The organism is Desulfosporosinus burensis (genome assembly GCF_054657535.1).
In genome coordinates this window covers 15,254-33,048 of the sequence record NZ_BAAHYN010000025.1, presented here as the reverse complement: position 1 = coordinate 33,048, position 17,795 = coordinate 15,254, and the positions used below count along the sequence as shown (strand labels likewise).

Annotated in this window: 20 protein-coding genes and 2 pseudogenes; 14 read left to right on the top strand and 8 right to left on the bottom strand. The window is 41.2% G+C overall.

Features of this window, described 5'->3' with window-relative positions; translation table 11 throughout:
• The first annotated feature begins 142 nt into the window (after window positions 1–142).
• The 6 genes from ACYQ3Q_RS27225 to ACYQ3Q_RS27200 all read left to right on the top strand — a co-directional run bounded on the left by ACYQ3Q_RS27225 (window position 143) and on the right by ACYQ3Q_RS27200 (window position 8,544).
• Window positions 143–586 (top strand): MarR family winged helix-turn-helix transcriptional regulator, encoded by a 444-nt coding sequence (locus tag ACYQ3Q_RS27225; RefSeq protein ID WP_459931541.1) that lies wholly within the window; start codon window positions 143–145, stop codon window positions 584–586.
• Window positions 587–635: 49 nt separating this feature from the next.
• Entirely contained in the window at window positions 636–2,363 is a 1,728-nt protein-coding gene (locus ACYQ3Q_RS27220; protein WP_459931540.1) for an ABC transporter ATP-binding protein, read from the top strand.
• Window positions 2,360–4,261: an ABC transporter ATP-binding protein gene (locus tag ACYQ3Q_RS27215; RefSeq protein ID WP_459931539.1), complete on the top strand. Its 1,902-nt coding sequence runs from the start codon at window positions 2,360–2,362 to the stop codon at window positions 4,259–4,261. Before ACYQ3Q_RS27220 ends, ACYQ3Q_RS27215 begins: the two co-directional genes overlap by 4 nt.
• A gap of 331 nt (window positions 4,262–4,592) precedes the next feature.
• Window positions 4,593–5,027, top strand: coding sequence for a MarR family winged helix-turn-helix transcriptional regulator (locus ACYQ3Q_RS27210; protein WP_459931538.1), 435 nt, complete (start codon window positions 4,593–4,595; stop codon window positions 5,025–5,027).
• 155 nt (window positions 5,028–5,182) lie between these two features.
• Window positions 5,183–7,198 carry an oxidoreductase gene (locus tag ACYQ3Q_RS27205; protein WP_459931537.1) on the top strand — a complete coding sequence of 672 codons (2,016 nt, stop codon included), beginning with the start codon at window positions 5,183–5,185 and terminating at the stop codon, window positions 7,196–7,198.
• Window positions 7,199–7,437: 239 nt separating this feature from the next.
• Window positions 7,438–8,544 (top strand): 4Fe-4S dicluster domain-containing protein, encoded by a 1,107-nt coding sequence (locus tag ACYQ3Q_RS27200; protein ID WP_459931536.1) that lies wholly within the window; start codon window positions 7,438–7,440, stop codon window positions 8,542–8,544.
• A 133-nt stretch (window positions 8,545–8,677) separates the two neighbouring features.
• Here the strand turns inward: ACYQ3Q_RS27200 and ACYQ3Q_RS27195 are convergent, their stop codons facing one another.
• Window positions 8,678–9,223, bottom strand: a complete 546-nt coding sequence (locus ACYQ3Q_RS27195; RefSeq protein ID WP_459931535.1) for a hypothetical protein — start codon at window positions 9,221–9,223, stop codon at window positions 8,678–8,680.
• Window positions 9,224–9,475: 252 nt separating this feature from the next.
• On the opposite strand from ACYQ3Q_RS27195, the gene ACYQ3Q_RS27190 reads away from it, so the two are divergent.
• Window positions 9,476–10,204 (top strand): YetF domain-containing protein, encoded by a 729-nt coding sequence (locus ACYQ3Q_RS27190; protein WP_459931534.1) that lies wholly within the window; start codon window positions 9,476–9,478, stop codon window positions 10,202–10,204.
• Window positions 10,205–10,216: 12 nt separating this feature from the next.
• Complete coding sequence (locus ACYQ3Q_RS27185; RefSeq protein WP_459931533.1) at window positions 10,217–10,582, top strand: DUF4363 family protein; 366 nt, start codon at window positions 10,217–10,219, stop codon at window positions 10,580–10,582.
• A gap of 27 nt (window positions 10,583–10,609) precedes the next feature.
• Here ACYQ3Q_RS27185 and ACYQ3Q_RS27180 read toward each other — a convergent pair whose 3' ends face one another.
• Both ACYQ3Q_RS27180 and ACYQ3Q_RS27175 read right to left on the bottom strand, forming a co-directional pair.
• Window positions 10,610–10,765, bottom strand: coding sequence for a hypothetical protein (locus ACYQ3Q_RS27180; protein ID WP_459931532.1), 156 nt, complete (start codon window positions 10,763–10,765; stop codon window positions 10,610–10,612).
• Window positions 10,766–11,053, bottom strand: a pseudogene (locus ACYQ3Q_RS27175) (SpoVA/SpoVAEb family sporulation membrane protein); the annotation flags it as partial.
• Window positions 11,054–11,240: 187 nt separating this feature from the next.
• Here ACYQ3Q_RS27175 and ACYQ3Q_RS27170 point away from each other — a divergent pair.
• Entirely contained in the window at window positions 11,241–11,447 is a 207-nt protein-coding gene (locus tag ACYQ3Q_RS27170; protein ID WP_459931531.1) for an aspartyl-phosphate phosphatase Spo0E family protein, read from the top strand.
• Between the two features lie 48 nt (window positions 11,448–11,495).
• On the top strand, window positions 11,496–12,182 hold the full coding sequence (locus tag ACYQ3Q_RS27165; protein ID WP_459931530.1) for a phosphatase PAP2 family protein: 687 nt from the start codon (window positions 11,496–11,498) through the stop codon (window positions 12,180–12,182).
• A 223-nt stretch (window positions 12,183–12,405) separates the two neighbouring features.
• On the opposite strand, the gene ACYQ3Q_RS27160 is transcribed toward ACYQ3Q_RS27165, so the two are convergent.
• Complete coding sequence (locus ACYQ3Q_RS27160; RefSeq protein WP_459931529.1) at window positions 12,406–12,711, bottom strand: DUF421 domain-containing protein; 306 nt, start codon at window positions 12,709–12,711, stop codon at window positions 12,406–12,408.
• 14 nt (window positions 12,712–12,725) lie between these two features.
• Entirely contained in the window at window positions 12,726–12,932 is a 207-nt protein-coding gene (locus tag ACYQ3Q_RS27155) for a DUF1657 domain-containing protein (RefSeq protein WP_459931528.1), read from the bottom strand.
• Window positions 12,933–13,165: 233 nt separating this feature from the next.
• Between ACYQ3Q_RS27155 and ACYQ3Q_RS27150 the strand changes: the two genes are divergently transcribed.
• From ACYQ3Q_RS27150 to ACYQ3Q_RS27135, 4 genes and pseudogenes are all read left to right on the top strand, one after another.
• Entirely contained in the window at window positions 13,166–13,378 is a 213-nt protein-coding gene (locus ACYQ3Q_RS27150) for a DUF1657 domain-containing protein (protein WP_459931527.1), read from the top strand.
• 978 nt (window positions 13,379–14,356) lie between these two features.
• Window positions 14,357–15,262, top strand: coding sequence for a dipicolinate synthase subunit DpsA (dpsA, locus tag ACYQ3Q_RS27145; protein WP_459931526.1), 906 nt, complete (start codon window positions 14,357–14,359; stop codon window positions 15,260–15,262).
• Window positions 15,263–15,689: 427 nt separating this feature from the next.
• Window positions 15,690–16,277: pseudogene (locus ACYQ3Q_RS27140) on the top strand (helicase-related protein); the annotation flags it as partial.
• Between the two features lie 30 nt (window positions 16,278–16,307).
• A complete protein-coding gene (locus ACYQ3Q_RS27135; protein WP_045576343.1) occupies window positions 16,308–16,511 on the top strand; it encodes a hypothetical protein in 204 nt (67 codons plus the stop codon).
• A 127-nt stretch (window positions 16,512–16,638) separates the two neighbouring features.
• Here the strand turns inward: ACYQ3Q_RS27135 and ACYQ3Q_RS27130 are convergent, their stop codons facing one another.
• From ACYQ3Q_RS27130 to ACYQ3Q_RS27120, 3 genes are all read right to left on the bottom strand, one after another.
• A complete protein-coding gene (locus ACYQ3Q_RS27130; protein WP_045577206.1) occupies window positions 16,639–17,007 on the bottom strand; it encodes a hypothetical protein in 369 nt (122 codons plus the stop codon).
• 281 nt (window positions 17,008–17,288) lie between these two features.
• Window positions 17,289–17,444, bottom strand: a complete 156-nt coding sequence (locus ACYQ3Q_RS27125) for a hypothetical protein (protein WP_459931525.1) — start codon at window positions 17,442–17,444, stop codon at window positions 17,289–17,291.
• A gap of 101 nt (window positions 17,445–17,545) precedes the next feature.
• On the bottom strand, window positions 17,546–17,794 hold the full coding sequence (locus ACYQ3Q_RS27120; RefSeq protein ID WP_156146614.1) for a hypothetical protein: 249 nt from the start codon (window positions 17,792–17,794) through the stop codon (window positions 17,546–17,548).
• Window position 17,795 lies beyond the last annotated feature (1 nt).

Genomic DNA, 17,795 nt, shown 5'->3' with positions numbered 1-17,795 from the left:
CATTATTCTGAGGAAATCACATATCTTGATTTGACGATCAAATATTTAAGGAGTAATATATTTCATGAACGAAAGTTTCGAGACCGAAATATATACGTCGGAAAATAAACCAAGTCGAAATACTTAAATAAAGGAGTACGAAGTGGAAAGAATAAATAAAAGTGCGGAAGTGGCAAATCTTTTTCAGGAGGTCATGATTCTATTTAAACAGAGCATGAATAAAGTCTTCGAAGATTCAGGGATCACTCCACCACAAGGCATGGTACTCATGATCTTAAGTAAGGAAACTAAGCTCAAGATTACTGAGCTCAGTAGTAAGCTAAGCCTACCGAATAGTACTGTGTCTGGCATCGTTGATCGGTTAGAAAAGCAAGGAATGGTAGAAAGAGAACGCAGTGAAAAGGACAGAAGGATTGTATTTGTCAAAATTTCGCCTCATTTTAAGGAGATGCATCAACATTTTGAGATGAATCTGCAACAAAATATTGAAAGTGTTATGAATAAAGGAAACCCTGAGGACCTAGAGAAAATATTTGAGGGTTTGAGTACACTTAAGAAGCTTTTAAGCGGCATAGATGATAGATAAAAGTTTGGCTAATCACACTAAATAGGACGAGGATGGGAGAGGATCTTTTATGCTTAAACTGTTTCGATTGATGAAGGAGTATTCTGCCCACATTGCTGCTGTTGTTTTACTACTTTTTCTCCAAGTACTTTCTGATCTATATCTTCCTACCTTGATGGCAGATATTGTGGATTACGGAATCGTTAACAAAGATGTTGATTATATTTTTAAAATTGGTGGTCTCATGTTAATCATTGCCGCGGGAGGTACTGTTTGTGCAATCATTGCCACCTATCTATCCTCGAAAACGGCAGTGGGTTTCGGAAAAATTGTGCGTGAAAAAATCTTTAACAAAGTCGAAAGTTTCTCCTTGCAGGAGTTTGACAAATTGGGGACTGCCACACTGATTACCAGAACGACCAATGATGTAACTCAAGTTCAACAAGTTTCCGTTTTGATCCTTAGTATGATGGTTACTGCGCCATTGACGGGTATCGGTGGAATTGTTATGGCACTCCAACAGGATATATCGTTAGCCTGGGTGCTTGTTGTAGTCATACCCGTACTTTTTGGGATTATTGGGATTACGTTGCTGAGAGGATTGCCATTATTTAAAGTAATGCAGGAAAAACTTGATCGATTAAATCTGGTTCTACGTGAGAATCTCACCGGCATTCGAGTGATACGTGCCTTCAATCGCATTGACAAAGAAAAAGTACGCTTTGATCAGGCCAATCAAGATATTATGGAAAATGCCATAAAAATTAATTTGATTATGGCTGTTTTAATGCCAATGATGATGTTGATCATGAACCTGACAACAGTAGCCCTAGTTTGGTTTGGTGCTATTAGAATAGACTTAGGAGATATGCAGATGGGTTCACTTTTGGCATTTATTCAATATGCGACCCAAATCTTATTCTCTTTATTAATGCTCGTTATGTTATTTATTATGATTCCACGTGCCCAAGTTTCCGCAGTCAGAATCAATGAAGTACTAGATACAAATCTGGATATTAGGGATCCTGAAGAGCCAAGATCTGTAAACAGTGAACGAGAGCTCGTGGAATTTAAAGATGTTTCCTTTCGATATCCTGGTGCAGATCAACCTGCCGTGAGTAATATTAGTTTTAGCGCCAAAGCAGGTGAAGTGACGGCTATTATTGGGGGGACAGGCTCTGGTAAATCAACCTTAATTCATTTATTAACACGTTTCTATGATGTTGAACATGGGAGTGTTTTAGTGGATGGGATTGATGTACGAGACATGAGGCAGCAAGATTTGCGAGCTGAGATAGGTTTTGTTCCTCAAAGAACTGTGCTTTTTACAGGGACTATTGCAGAAAATATTAAATACGGCAAAGAAGAGGCTACTTTAGAAGAGATTAAACATGCAGCTCAGGTAGCACAAGCTATTGAATTTATCCTAGGTATGGTAGCTGGCTTTGATCATAAGATTGCTCAGGGAGGAACTAATATTTCTGGAGGACAAAAGCAACGTCTCTCCATTGCTCGGGCTCTGGTAAGGAAACCTAAAATCTATCTTTTTGACGATAGTTTCTCTGCGCTGGATTTTAAAACGGCTGCGAGGCTGCGAGCTGCGCTCAAACTTGAAATCGCCAAGGCTACGGTGTTCATCATTGCTCAGAGTGTCTCAACCGTGAGAGATGCAGATCGAATCATCGTTTTAGATGACGGACAAATCACAGGGATTGGAACCCATAAAGAACTGTTACAAACCTGTAGTGTCTATCGCGAGATTGTAGCTTCACAACTTGCAGAGGAGGAAGTAGGGTGAGTGAAGAACGAAAGATTAATAAAACGGACAAGGGTTTTTCCGGCGGAAGATCTGGGGGGCCTATGGGATCCCTCGGGAAACCAGTAGAAAAAGCTAAAGATTTTAAAAAGACACTTTTCAGGTTGCTTAATTATTTAAAGCCACAAAGAACGAAATTCATAATCGTATTTGTATTTGCAATTCTAAGCACAATTTTTAGTATTTTGGGCCCCAAGATTATGGGTAAAGGAATCACAAAAATCGCGGAGGGCTTCGGCGCTAAAATGATCGCTGTCCAGATGCTAAAGCCTGTACCAAAGCTGGATTTCGCATATATCTGGCAGATCGTCCTAATCCTGATCGGGTTATATCTGATAAGTGCCGCGTTTAGTTATCTGCAGCAATATATTATGGCTGGTGTAGCCCAGAAAACTGTCTATAAGATGCGTAAGGAAGTCGGTGAGAAGCTTTCACGCTTACCGCTTAGGTTTTTTGATACCAGGACCCACGGCGAAATTTTGAGCCGCGTCACAAATGATGTAGATAATATCTCAACCACTCTTCAGCAAAGTCTCACTCAACTGATTACATCGATTGTGACGCTTGTAGGGGTTGTCGTGATGATGCTATCAATCAGCCCCTTATTAACCCTGATTGTTGTCTTAACACTACCCCTATACGTGGTTATTACCATTAATATTGCCAAACGTTCTCAAAAACACTTTGCTAATCAACAAAAATCGCTTGGAGAACTTAATGGGCATGTTGAAGAAATGTTTGCTGGTCACAAACTGGTTAAGGCCTTTGGGCGTGAGGAGGAATCGATCAAAACCTTTAATTCAATTAATGATCAACTCTATACGGCAGGCTATAAAGCACAGTTTATTTCTGGGATAATAATGCCCTTAATGAGATTGGTCAGTAATCTTGGTTATGTAATTATCTGTGTCGTCGGTGGTGTTTTCGCCACCAGAGGTACAATAAGTATTGGAGATATACTAGCTTTTATCCAATATTCGAGGCAATTTACAATGCCAATTGTTCAGACGGCTAATATCGCTAATATTATTCAGTCGACAATCGCTTCGGCTGAACGCATCTTTGAACTTTTAGATGAGACTGAAGAAGTCTCAGATGATCTTAATGCGCAAGTAATAGCCTTTCCTAAGGGTAATGTAAGATTTGAAAACGTTGATTTCAGCTATAAAGAGGAAGAACCATTAATTAAAGGTATGAATATTGACGTTAAACAGGGAAATACCATTGCTATTGTGGGGCCAACGGGTGCTGGTAAAACTACCCTTGTCAATCTATTAATGCGATTCTATGAAATAAGTGCTGGGAAAATTACGATTGATGGAGTGGATATTCGAGAGATTAAACGTGGTGCCCTACGCAGTATGTTCGGGATGGTCCTCCAAGATACCTGGCTCTTCAATGGTACTGTGCTGGAAAACATCGCCTACGGTCGTGAAGGAGCTACAGAAGAAGAGGTTATCCAAGCTACAAAAGCTGCACATGCCGATCATTTTATTAAGACACTTCCGGATGGCTATCAAACATTTTTAAATGAGGAAGCTTCGAATATTTCTCAAGGGCAAAAACAACTACTGACGATCGCACGTGCCATCCTAGCCGATCCTGCCATTTTAATTTTGGACGAAGCTACCAGTAGCGTTGACTCAAGAACGGAAGTCTTTATCCAAAAAGCGATGACCAATCTAATGAGAGATAGAACAAGTTTTGTGATAGCACATAGGCTTTCCACTATTAGAGATGCAGATCTAATTTTGGTTATGAATCAAGGAAGTATTGTAGAAGTGGGTAACCATTACCAACTTCTTGCCCAGAATGGTTTCTATGCAGACCTTTATAACAGTCAATTTAAGGGTGCAGATCTAGGAATCGAAGCAGGCTAAAACTTAAGAACTATGAGACTCTAAGTTACCGAGAACTTAGACTTCTAAGTGCCAAAGATGAATCTGTGGATATGTCTTTAGAGCAAAGGGACCCGAGCTAAGGAAGCATATACTAGATTGATAAAGCTGTTCTCAAAAACACTTGAGGACAGCTTTCGGTCATAAATATGCAATACGAAGATGACCCTTGCTGGTCAATAAGTTTGTAAATCATGGTAAATCCTATTGCCTTTAAATTTATTCTGCGCTATACTTGATTCATAATTGTTGGTACACCATTAATGTCTATACCAATAATGGTGTGCCAACAAAAAGTATACGAGGTGCGATCATGGACGAGACCAATATTAGCTGTAGCCCTTCGAAGTATGTCTGTTATAAACTTAGTCGAGTCATGAGAAAGGTCAATCGGTATTATGAGAGTAGTTTTTCTCATTACGGAATTACTCCGGCACAATTCTATGTAATGAGTGTGGTGTGGGAAAAAGATGGGGTTAAATTCAAGGACTTAGCCAAAAGTTTAGAAATGGATGGATCTACACTTACCTCCATCTTGGATCGTCTGGAACGCCAGGATTTAGTAGAAAGGAGGGACGACCCAGAAGATAGACGCTCACTTTTAGTCTTTCTTAAGGATAAGGCTAAACAAAATATCTTGGAAATTACCTGTCTGGCTGAAACCTTGAATCAAGAAATTAAAGAACGCTTTACGGATGAAGAGTTTGCTACCTTTGAAAAAGTTCTCGAAAAACTTTCCTTGGATTAATTTTTTTCATTTTTGCTGTTCGAATATTCCGATATATCTATATATCTATATATCTACATAACGAGTATGATCGAGAACTAAAGTTCATCTTTAGTTGAACGAGTTCACTGGACTGCTTTTTGTATTAAGAAACTACAATTAGGAGGTTTGTGATAATGTCTATGCTTTTTTCTCCTGCAAAAATAGGTACACTTCAACTTCGCAATCGTCTGGTGATGACGCCTATGCATTTAGGATATAGCCCTAAAGGTGAAGTAAATGACAAATTGATTGAGTTTTATCGTGCCCGAGCCCGTGGTGGGGTTGGTCTTATCGTGTTTGGCGGCTGTGGTATTGACCGGATTGGAAACGGCCCTGGGATGACTCAACTAGATGACGATTGCTTCATTCCCGGTCTGAGACGTTTAGTGGAGGCTGTTCACGCCGAAGGTGCCAAAATCGTGCCTCAGCTTTATCAAGCCGGCAGGTACGCTCACTCTGTTCTTACCGGCCAGCCTTCGGTGGCTCCCTCTCCAATTCCTTCCAGGTTGACAAGGCAAACTCCGGAAGAGCTTACGCAGGAAAAAATTAACCAAGTGATTGATTCCTTTGCTAAGGCTGCTAAAAGAGCACAAGCATCAGGGTTTGATGGGGTTGAGATTCTCGCCAGTGCGGGATATCTGATTTCCCAATTTCTTTCACCGGTCACCAATCAACGCTCCGATCGTTATGGTGGAGACCTCCAGGCCCGCATGACTTTCGGGCTTGAAGTGGTAGAGGCAGTACGTGTCGCAGTTGGACCGGATTACCCTATCATAGTTCGAGTTGCGGGAAATGATTTTGTGCCCGGCAGTCACACAAATACTGAATCACGAGCTTTTTGTCAAGCTCTTGAGAAAAAAGGCGTAAACGCTCTCAATGTGACAGGCGGTTGGCATGAAACCCAAGTCCCTCAGCTTACCATGAATGTTCCTCCTGGAGCTTATACCTACCTAGCTCATGGCATTAAACAAGCGGTCTCAATTCCTGTCTTCGCCTGTAACCGGATTAACACTCCTGAATTGGCAGAGGAAATTCTGCAAGAAGGTAAAGCAGACTTTATTGGCATGGCCCGCCCCCTTCTTGCGGACCCAGAGCTACCCAAAAAAGCCATGAGTGGAGCTTCGGATAGAATTCGACCCTGTATCGGATGTAATCAAGGCTGTTTAGACTATGTTTTTCAACTTAAACCCGTAAGTTGTTTGGTCAATGCTGAGGCAGGCCGAGAAGCTGAATTGGCAGAATTAGAGTTAAAAAATCCACCAGCTCAAAATCAACAGATTCTTGTGATCGGGGCAGGTGCTGCCGGATTAGAGTTTGCACGTGTCGCGACGCAAAAAGGACATAAGGTCACGATTTGGGAAGAAAGTGACAAGACAGGTGGACAATTAGCATTAGCTTCAGCCCCTCCTGGTCGTCAAGATTTCTTATATTTTGGAACCTACTTAGCAAATATCTGCCAGGATTTAGGGGTGATTATCCAGTATAACGTAAAGGCTACCCCTGAAAAGATTCTATCCGCCGTCCAGAACGGAGAATTTAATAGGGTCGTAATTGCAACGGGTGCTCGCCCCATTACTCCGCCTATCAAAATCGAACCAGGAACCCAGGTTTTGCAGGCGTGGGATGTTTTGTTAGGTCGCAAAATAATCGGTCAAAATGTCATCATCGTTGGGGGTGGGGCTGTCGGAGTTGATACAGCACTCTTGCTAGCGGAATCAGGTACCATAGATAATCAAACTTTGCGATTCCTTCTCTTGCAGCAGGCTGAAACAGACCAAGAAATCTATCGTTTGGCAACTCAGGGAAGTAAAAAGATTACTGTTTTAGAGATGGGCAAAGGAATCGGACGGGACATCGGGCCTAGTACCCGCTGGTCCATGTTGGCAGATTTGAAACGTTACAGGGTTAACTGTCTCGAAGATAACAAAGTCCTTGAAATTCGGGCGGATGGTGTATTCGTGGAAAACGCTGGAGAACAAAGGGTCATACCGGCAGATACCGTCATCTTAGCAGTAGGATCTTGTTCCCAAAATGAACTTTACACTGCTCTTCAAGGTAAGATTGAGTCGTTGAGTATCATTGGGGATGCTGCTAAACCACGTAAAGTTCTCGATGCTATCCATGAAGCCTATGCTGAGGGGATCAAATAGCGTGGTTCGAGGCGCGAAGTTTAAGGTCCGAGGTCAGAGTGAATACAGCTAATAAGGCAAGGCGCGAAGTTTGAAGTTCAAACTTCTAAGAGGATAACTATTATGGCGAGGTGCGAAGTTCGATGCTTGAGGTCCGAGGTTCGAAAGAGTACACCATAAGTAGGGAGGAAAACAATCCCTAATCAAAATCGAACCACGATCTTCGTATATCGAACTTCGATTAAGAGGGGGGAAAGAGTTTGGGTCATGTAATTAATGCTAAGGAAGAGATATTCCATGCACTTGCAGAACGTCTAAGTAAGGCTCCAGAAGGTGCACCGATCAATGAAGATCTCATGGCAATTCTCCATCGTCTCTACACGGAAAGTGAAGCTTTAGTAGGTAGTAAATTTTCCTTAATTCCGATGTCCTTAGATAAAATAGCATCTGCCACAGGCATCGAGGAAAGCGAATTAAAGATTATCTTAGACGGAATGTCTGACAAGGGTTTGGTCCTTGATATCCCTCGCAAAAATTCTTTTTATTATATGTTAGCACCAGTTTTAGTCGGATTCTTTGAATATACTTTTATGAGAACAAGAGACCAAGTTAACATGAAAGAGTTAGCAGAACTATTCGACACCTACTTTCACAGTCCTGGAGTCATGCAAGAAATAGCTGGTCTGGATACGAAGATCATGCGAACCTTGATATATGAGAATGTAATGCCCTTAGCAGTAGAAACTGAAGTCTTGGATTATGAGAAGGCCACGGAAATCATTCGGCAATCTGGCGGAGGCGCCATAACCATGTGTGCTTGTCGCCATGAAAGATCCCATGTTGGTAAGGCTTGTGATGCACCTTTGGAAGTCTGCATGTCTCTTGGTGGAGCCGCTGAATGGATAGTTCGTAAAGGTTTAGGCAAACCGGCAACTGTCGATGAGCTTCTGAAGGTGCTCGCTGAGACACAAGAGCTTGGTTTAGTACACCTGTGTGATAATGTGATGAATAAACCAACTTACATTTGCAATTGCTGTGGTTGTTGCTGTAATGTTCTCCGCGGGATCAATGAACAACAGATCTATGCCACCCACCCTAGTAATTTTATCCCATCTTTTGAACTGGAGAATTGTATTGGTTGTGGTATTTGTTCCGATAAGTGTCATATCCAGGCGATCTCTATGACCGACCAGGGAAGTGGGATTGAAGCACCAGTTTTGAAGAATGAGGTCTGTATAGGTTGTGGTGTATGCTCTGCTGCCTGTCCGAGTGGTGCTCTGGTTATGACACGTCGAGAAGTTTTATCGGTTCCCCCAGAGAATGCGCGGGAGAAATTTAAGCGAATGGCCTTGGAGAAGGGTCGATAAGCCAAAACCGTTAAATTTCGTTTTATAATGCCTAAGAGAAGTAGTGCACATTTAATAAAACAAATTTATGAAGCCTGTTTCCGGTTCCAACGGAAACAGGCTTGGTTTTTTATACTCAAGAACATTTATAACTTCAAATTGGCCATTGGCCACTCACCCTCGCTACATTAGAGCATCCGACGACATAGGGTCCCGCGTCAAGTCGAACCCTGAGAAAGCGAAGTGCATGTTTGTCGAATCCAATCTGCGGCTGGAAAAAAGAGCCGTCCGGCGGCGACTCCTGTTCGCTTTTGGGCGGCTCTGCATTTTGACTGTTTGGAGACGGGCTTATCTCACCTTGAATATGATCTCGTTCAGCACGATTTCCTCCGCTGCCGACCGCAGGCTGTTCATGTGGCGGGTCTTCTCCATGATGTCCTCCGTTGCCGACATCGGTTCGGCCTCCAGCATCTGCTGGGTGATGTACTCGATTTTCTCCACCGCTTCCTTGTGGACTCTGTGCATTTTTTCCATCAGCGTGCCATCCATTTTCAAAATCATAAACCGCTGTGGATGGTTTTCGTGCAGGTACTCCATCGCCATTCTGCCGTACTTGCCCAGGGGCTGACTGTCGTCCTCGCTGTTGTTGGAGATTTGAAGGTTCGGGAGCAGCACTCTTGGTGCGGGCTATGGTTGTCAAGTAGCCGCAGTGGTTGCAGACCAGCGCCAGCTCCCAATTTTCATTTCCTTTTTTGTCGTGGGAGCCGCCCCCTACTCCAACACCGCCACAACCTGCACAGGGGTGAGGCCCCCAAGGCTCATAACCCTAGTTGCCCGTAGTCAGAATGTTAGAGGACTTAGCCGTATCTGCGGCTGAGTCTTTTTTTATAGTATAAAGATTTATTAATGTCAGATAATACCCTTATACTATGCGAATTATGGAAGGTGTAATATGGATGAGGGTTTAGTGGTAATTGTTAGAGCTTTTATAGGTTTTTTCTCTCTTCTGATCTTTACAAGAATCATTGGCAAAGAACAGATAAGTCAGCTTAACTTTTTCGATTATGTACTCGGGATTACAATTGGTTCCATTGCCGCTACCTTAACAACCGATTTATCCAGTCGGGCGTGGCCACATTTTGTAGGCCTTTTAATTTGGTGTGTCTTAGGATACTTGATGGAAATCATATCCTCAAAATGGCGCTATGCTGCTAAATTTTTAGAGGGTGAACCGACGATCGTCATCATGAACGGCAAAATTATGGAGAATGTGTTAAAGAAAATGAAATATAGGATATCAGAGATTTTAGAACTGCTCAGGAACAAAGGCGTATTTGATGTGACCCAAGTCGATTTTGCAATTATAGAGCCCAACGGTCAGATTTCTGTCTTATTAAAACCGGAACACCTGCCTTTAACTCCCAAGGACATGAACATTGCAGTTTCCCCCTCAGGAATAAGTTCCGAATTAATTTACGATGGTATTATTGTAGAAGAGAACCTAAAACAGCTTAAGAAAGACAATACTTGGCTACTTAATGAGCTCAAAAAGCAGGGAATTCGTGACATATCAGACGTTTTCTTGGCAACCTTAAATCCATCAGGGAGTTTGTATGTGGACAAGTACGAGGATCATCTTAAGAATATGACAGATATTGGTGATTATAAGGGACCCTACTAAGGAGATGATTTTATGAGACGGTTTTTGGTGATATCTATTCCAATAGTCACACTCGTTTTCTTTGTGATGGTCATGCTAAGTGGTGATCTATTAAAACAACCCCTAGGGGTAGATGACAATATTCCACAATCCATTGAAACGCTTGTACAGGATGTCAATCACGAAAATTGGGAAGCAGCTAAGCAAGATATCGATAATTTAAATAGAGCTTGGGATAAGGTCGTTAACAGAGTACAATTCAGTTCAGAACGTGATGAAATTAATGCTTTCTCAAGCAATATTGCTAGGCTTAGGGGTGCTATACAAGCGAAAGATAAATCCATTGGTCTAACTGAATTAAGTGAGGCCTATGAACATTGGAAAGAACTCGGTAAATAAGAGTGCGAAAGGCCATTCGATTACTTCTTACCACTTACCAGCAACCGTCTTATACGGCGATATATTCAATAAGCGAAATGGGTATTGTTGGATGAACATCGTTGAATCTTGATCTATCGAAATTCCAAAATCGGCTGCCAAAGGACCTTGTGCTTCGTTGGGACCTCCCACCGCTGATAGCATTTACATCACACCCAATGCTCTAAAAATTATGATGACTATTGAGACAACAAACGCAGAGAAAACACCATAAACGATCACTGGACCTGCTAGTTTTAACATATTGCCACCGACTCCAAGAACATAACCTTCGCTTCGGTATTCGATCGAAGCGGATGCTATTGTATTAGCAAAACCAGTGACTGGAATGATCGTACCCGATCCAGCCCATTGGGCAATATGGTCAAAAACACCGAAACCAGTTAGTAGAACAGTCAGTATTATTAAAACGGCTACAGTCGGGTTTCCGGCTATTGATGTATTCTATTACGGAAATGGCTGAAGAGAAGCATTCGTCTAAACAACTAGCATAATAATCCGTATCAAGGGCATGATATCACTCGATACGCGTTCCTCCTACACTAGGCTTTCATCGGTAAGTATGGGGGCCTTCTTTGTAACCCAAAGGTATTAGTATCTGTTTAAGAAAGTAGAGGTTATGCCCGAACAATATTGGAACACTGACATATGTGTCAGTAATAAAGCAAATCGAAGAATTGCACTTAAGCATGATCTAAGCATGATCAAGATTAAAGAGGGTAGATCTTTTAGAGATCCGGAAGTTGTAACCGTAAGTAAAATATTGGATGCTGTCTTAGATAGGTACCAAGTAATGCTGATGATAAAAAAGACGGAAAAGGGTTAGATACAGTAAAAAAAAGCCTTCGACATCTTTAAATGACATAAATGTTGTATGGCTGTATTATCGAAGAACGGGGTAGGTATCTTGGAAAAGCAGTTTTCGAAGTATTGGGGTTTCTCATTATTAGTTTTGCCGGCGTTTAATTCTATCTATTTTCTCTTAAATCACACCAGCGGGCGGGTCTATAATCTCGCTACCGTTTTTGATCAGATGATCCCATTCGTTAAGTATTTTGCCCTTCCTTACATCGTTTGGTACCCTTTTGTAATGATCACATTATTATGGCTGATGAAACGGCAACCGCGTCTTTATGTTACGACACTAATCTCTTGTCTAATGGGGTTAGTATTAAGTTATTGCTTTTTTATACTTGCCCAGACCACTACGCCTAGGCCGCCGCTTGACGCTCACGACTTGTTTACCGGGATTGTATTGTATATTTACCTTGCGGATAAACCGTATAATTCGTTTCCCAGTATCCATGTATTAATTAGTTTTGTTCTTTTCCGAGCCTGCTCAAGATTGAATATCCAGGCACCTATTTTTACAGCTTCGGTACGGGGTTTAGCAGTGATAATTATCCTATCCACGTTGTTTATCAAACAACATACTTTGTTGGATGTCGCCGGAGGAATAGTATTCGGGGCTCTCTTATTCTGGCTTGTGGATATGGTTAGCTTAAAGATAGGGCAAACGTATCCTATTGACGTGGATGAATTAGGAAGTGCCCAGGAATAAAACTTACAACTTTAAAGCTTGAAATTGGAATATCCTAGAAGTTTTATATTATCAAGCAACCAAAGAAAACCCAAGTCCATTCTAAGGAAAGACAAAGTTCCGACCAAAAGTCATACAATAATATTTTGGCTGGAAATAAAAAATCAATTGACATGATGAGCGACCAAATTACCTATTATCAGGATCTTTTTGACACTGTCATCGCCAATAACAGGAATACCAATCAAAGTATTGTAAGAGAGATACGATCGAATCTTCTCCGATTAACGATACTGGCCAATCCACTCTTGATTGATAAATAATCCAGGGCTATGGGGAGGATAAGCCATGTCAGCAAAACTATAAAACCGGAAATGAGATTTACTAGGTTTAAAGACATTAAAGTAGCGACAATGGCTAAAACAATATAGCCCATAAAATTAAAGGGTTTTACTCGGCTAATAGTTCTTTTGCCTATAAGTCTTGTTGATAACCAAACTAAAACAAATAGAGAAAGTGATCTAATAATGACAGCCAGCGGTTCCTGCATAGTTTCACACCCTTTTAATTACCTTTATACTGTGGCTCTTCAAATTCGAGAGTTTTAAGTCGATCTTCCAAATCATGAATAACGTTATCGGTAATTTCTAGAGAATTAGTGTAAACTGATCGAGTTTCGTCATCCCGTGTTTGTGCTGTATACATATTTAACGTTCCACGAGCTCCTTTTAAAGTGGCTAGGGTTTGTTTTACCTGAGAAGCAACCGTCATATTATCAACCTCCAATTAGTCAACCTTATTATTACAATTACTTCCTTTTTAATCCTAATTTTGAGTTGGTAAGTTTAGGAAGGATTTAAATCATCAGATACTGTAGAGAAACAATACTGGCCTTTTTATACCCAAAATATAGCTGTTTATTGTATGTAAAGTAATATATTACCTACATAAGAATAGGCGTTTTCTTTCATACTACTTTTATACACATTAAAGGAGGGTATTGTATGACCGTTCAACAAGATATGCAGAAAGCGGTTGCTGCTGCTCAATCTGCGTTGGGGACCTATGCTACATTTTCAGAATCCACACAAGACCAAACAGCTAAACAGATGTTTAAGGACATGACGGTGGATATGCAAAAACATGTGGCGATGTTAAATAGCCGATTAGGGTATTTAACGCAAAATAACGACTTAAATCAAAAACCCCAAGCTTAAAACTACTTAGAAGAGTCCAACGTTTAAAGACGCTTACCTAAAAATCAATAGTCTAAAGTTATCCATTTAGATACCAAAAGAGCAGTTCCTTCTTAGAGGGAACTGCCTTTTGGTTACACTTTAATCAAGGTATACCATCAGAATTTCTAGTTTCGGAATCTGATGACGATTTTAGGAATAGCGAAACGTTATCCAGTTAAATAGGTGATATCCAGTTTATCTTTGTCGTAGATATTGTAAGCGTATATGTTATGCCGGGGATCTTCGAAATTTCTTACAATTAGTCGCAGAACAATTAAGAATGTTGTTATATAGAAAACCGCCACATTTCAGCGAATTATTGAATTAGGTGCATTGTGCAGTAACGCGCTACTAAAGAAGACATCCAATCCACTTCCCAAAGCTGCATTTCAGCAGGAACGATGACAGGTTCCCCCACATAGCGGTAATATCATACCTCTCGCCAAGGGGTACTTAATTTATAAAATCCGTATATTACGGACCGATGATGCAAACTCTATATTTATTGTTGTCAGCAAAAGGAAACAAGAATGCACAGCCTTAAAATGTACATCTTAAGACAAGAGGAGGATACTTATGCAAAAACAATGGAACCGTCTTCAAGAACTCCGTAACCGCACCTAGGTAAACTATCAGTAACCCCCACCATTGACAAGAAACAATGTTTAATCGCTAACCGATTATGGCGATGATTAAAGCTAGCGTTGCCCCACTACAACACACTCATCGGGTGTTAATTTAGCAAGCGGCAATACCGAATCAATTCAATAAATTGTTTTATGAATAAAAATGAGTTTCTTGACCTTTGAACCAAATAAATATAACTATAGGAGCAGGGCGATTAAAATCGTTCTGCTCCTTCGATTTCCTTGTTTTAAACCAATGTGCACCGTAATCTTGCAACCTTCATATACTGAACGTAGCTAATGGTTCACACATATAAAGGGGGCATTTAAAATGGTTTCGGTTCTCAATGGAGTTCGCCTAGCTGTTATAGGAGGGGATGATCGCGAACTCTATCTCATTCCTGAACTTATCAAACAGGGAGCGTACATAGTCGGGGTCGGCTACGAAAAAGCATCTCCTATTCCTGGTATGGTATTGGCATCGTCTGCTTTAGAGGCGATTGGTCAAGTTGATGCTTTGCTTTTTCCGATGTTTGGCACCGACGAACGCGGGGGGGTGAAAGCGAAATATTCGGATTTTCCCATCGTCTTGAATAAAGAGGTACTTCAGGCAATACCAAGTCGTGTCCCTCTTTTTATTGGTTGGGCACGCCCGGCTTTGAAGTCTGCTGCAGAAATGATCGGAATTCGGATCATAGAAACCGCAAATCTTAATGAGGTTTGCATTCTTAACTCTATTCCTTCGGCAGAGGGGGCGATTCAAATGGCAATGGAAGCCACGACGATCACGATTCACGGAAGTAAAAGTTACGTTCTAGGATTAGGTCGTCTAGGTTGGACTATTGCGCGTATGTTGAAAGGTATGGGAGCTCATGTCACCGGAGTAGCGCGGAAACCCGCTGACTTGGCCCGAGCCGAGGAAATGGGAATTAGGGCAGTGCATTTTTCCGATCTGGAAGATGAGATTGGAAGTGCGGAAATCATATTTAACACTGTTCCTCATCGTATTCTTGACCAAGTGATGCTAGAGTGCCTAAATCATGATGCGGTCATCATTGATTTAGCCTCTATTCCAGGAGGCACAGACTTTGAATACGCAGAAATGTTAGGTATCAAGGCACTCCTCGCCCCAGGACTTCCTGGTATTGTTGCCCCCAAAACGGCAGGTAAAATGCTTGCTAAAGTGTACCCACAACTTATTCTTCGCCAACTTATCACAAGTAAACTCCATGCATAATGGGCAATCTCCACAAATGATGAACTTGGCCAATATGCTCGAAATATCGGAACATTGTTGATTGCCAAAAACCAATAATTCATTTCCTATGGCCAAATAACCAATGTGGGTTGACCAAACTCTTTAGTTGCATGGGCAAATCCACTATGTTGTGTTTATTTTAGCATGAACAGGAAAACAACTTCAATCGATACTTGTAGATTATCGTTAATTCTTAACGATAAAGGGTGCCCTGTAATCAGCAGGGCATCCTTTATATCATGTCAGTCAAATTGTTATAATTGTTGGCTAATTAACATTGCCTTTTTATATGTCAATTGGAATTGTTCTATATTGTTTCATTGAGATTAGTATTCGCTTTTATTTTTGAGGTTATAATATGCTTTGTTTCCCATCTTTTTGTTAAGCGCGGCGTTGTTAATTCTACAGCGTCTTGAGACAGTTTAAAGAGGGAACGATCGAAGTTTTGGTCGCGACTGATGTGGCTGCTCGGGGACTGGATATTAACGGAGTGACTCACGTTTTTAACTTTGATATCCCACAAGATCCGGAAAGTTATGTCCATCGTGTGGGCCGAACCGGTCGTGCAGGAAAATCCGGCTTAGCCATTACGTTAGTCACACCGCGGGAGATAGGTATGCTAAGATTCATTGAGCAGGTTATTAAACGGAAAATCATACGTATGCCTATTCCCACAATCACAGAGGCGGTGGAGGGTCAGCAACGATTAACTATGACGGAGATCCTACGTGTGATTGCAGAAGAAGATATTGAGAAATATAAAGGGGTAGTTGAAGAGTTACTGGCAGAAAATGACTCGGTGACCCTTTTATCCGCTGCGCTGAAAATTATAACGAAAGAACCTGAAACCGTAGAGGTCCGATTGACTGAAGCGGCACCCATGCGAGGGAGAAGCATGGGAAATGCAAGACCTCAGCAGGGGAATTATAACAGGGACGGTCATGGACAAAAGGTTAATACTTGGGCTAGACGAGGTAAAGGAGATTTAATCTAGTCAATATTAAAATTTTAAGGGGGTTCTGTTATGAACTATAAATGTCCGAAATGCAATATTGAGTATAGTAGCATAGCATGGGATACGGAAACACTGAAGGCTAAAGGTCAGAACAAGATAAATGATTTTAGTGATGATGATATTGAGTCTATCGAGATGCAAATACCGAACTACAGTTACATTTGTCCTGGGTGTGGGGCAGAATCAGTAATTGGTATCGCAGGTTTAACTTAATAATATCCTAATCGCTATGAAAAACAGGTGTACCATACGAAATTCTAATAAACCTATTAACCCATTGTTACGAAATCGCCCCCGGCACCGCCGAGGGCTTTATTGATAGGTACATCTCTGACAAGGCTTAAAACTCAACTTCATGTTTTAGAATTTCTTCAATTCGTCTTTCTATTTTATCCAAATCAAGTTGGGCTTCTTTTCTAATACTTTTTCGAAGCATAGGACCTATCTGATGAATATCATCATAGATGTCATGTAAAAGTTCTAGGGCAGCTGTGGCTTCCATAACTTCTTTGGGGGTTTCCACTATATTGGCTAAAACCGCTGTTTCGGTCCGTGAAGCAATTAGGGGAATACCTATTTGTTCTACATACACGCGTGTTCTCCGTCTGGGACCTCGGTCTTCCTCGATTGGCTCCAACGCAATGATCTTATCGGAGCGTACGAATTTTCCATATCCCAAGGGAATAATGATATTTTCTCTAATTTCCAATTTGCTCCAATACCTCCCTAATACCTTATCCGTAATTTTCCCGATACGTTGGTAATTATGCCAACCCGGAATCCCAATCCCGTTTAGGGAGTACAACTTGTATAAAGCAAAAGTTAACCTTTTGGTGAAAACAAAATAGCCCTCCCCCACCTAAGCGAGAGAGGGCATACTCATATAGTTGACATTCGCCCATTAGCGAGATGATTTTAGTTTTTCCCTTTTTTGGTAAGAGATTTATTGTGTATCCAAATCAGGGTCTAAGCTCTCATAAGTCTATAAATTTAAACAGCCTTAGAGTAATTGTATCTTCTTTTCGTACCACCTTGGATTTCAACAAGAATAGACCTGAATTCTTCTTCATCATTTCTTTTTGTAGCCCCTGACCACCATTTCCAAAAACTATCGCTATCTAAATTGACAAGTTCGGATACTTTCACTTGTAGCACCTCCTAGTATAGTAATATTCCCCAAGATGGATTTATCTTTACCTATGATAGTGCTGGAATGTTCTACCACTAGGCACTCGGTGGCACTCCGCTTATATTTCCCACCAAGAAATATTTATAGTTAAACGATTACTCGTGTTATTAATATTTCTTAAACAAACCGTAAAGCTATTATTTTCAGTTATAACAAAGCGTCCATGAAAATTAATGATTACGGGATCTCCAGTTTGGATCAAAGACCTTAGCAGTTGCCCACCTATCGTCATATCGCTGTTCTGAGAAATGAGCTTGGCTGCTAGAACGCTGTTATCACCGCAGGCCGTATTTAGGTTCCGTGGCATT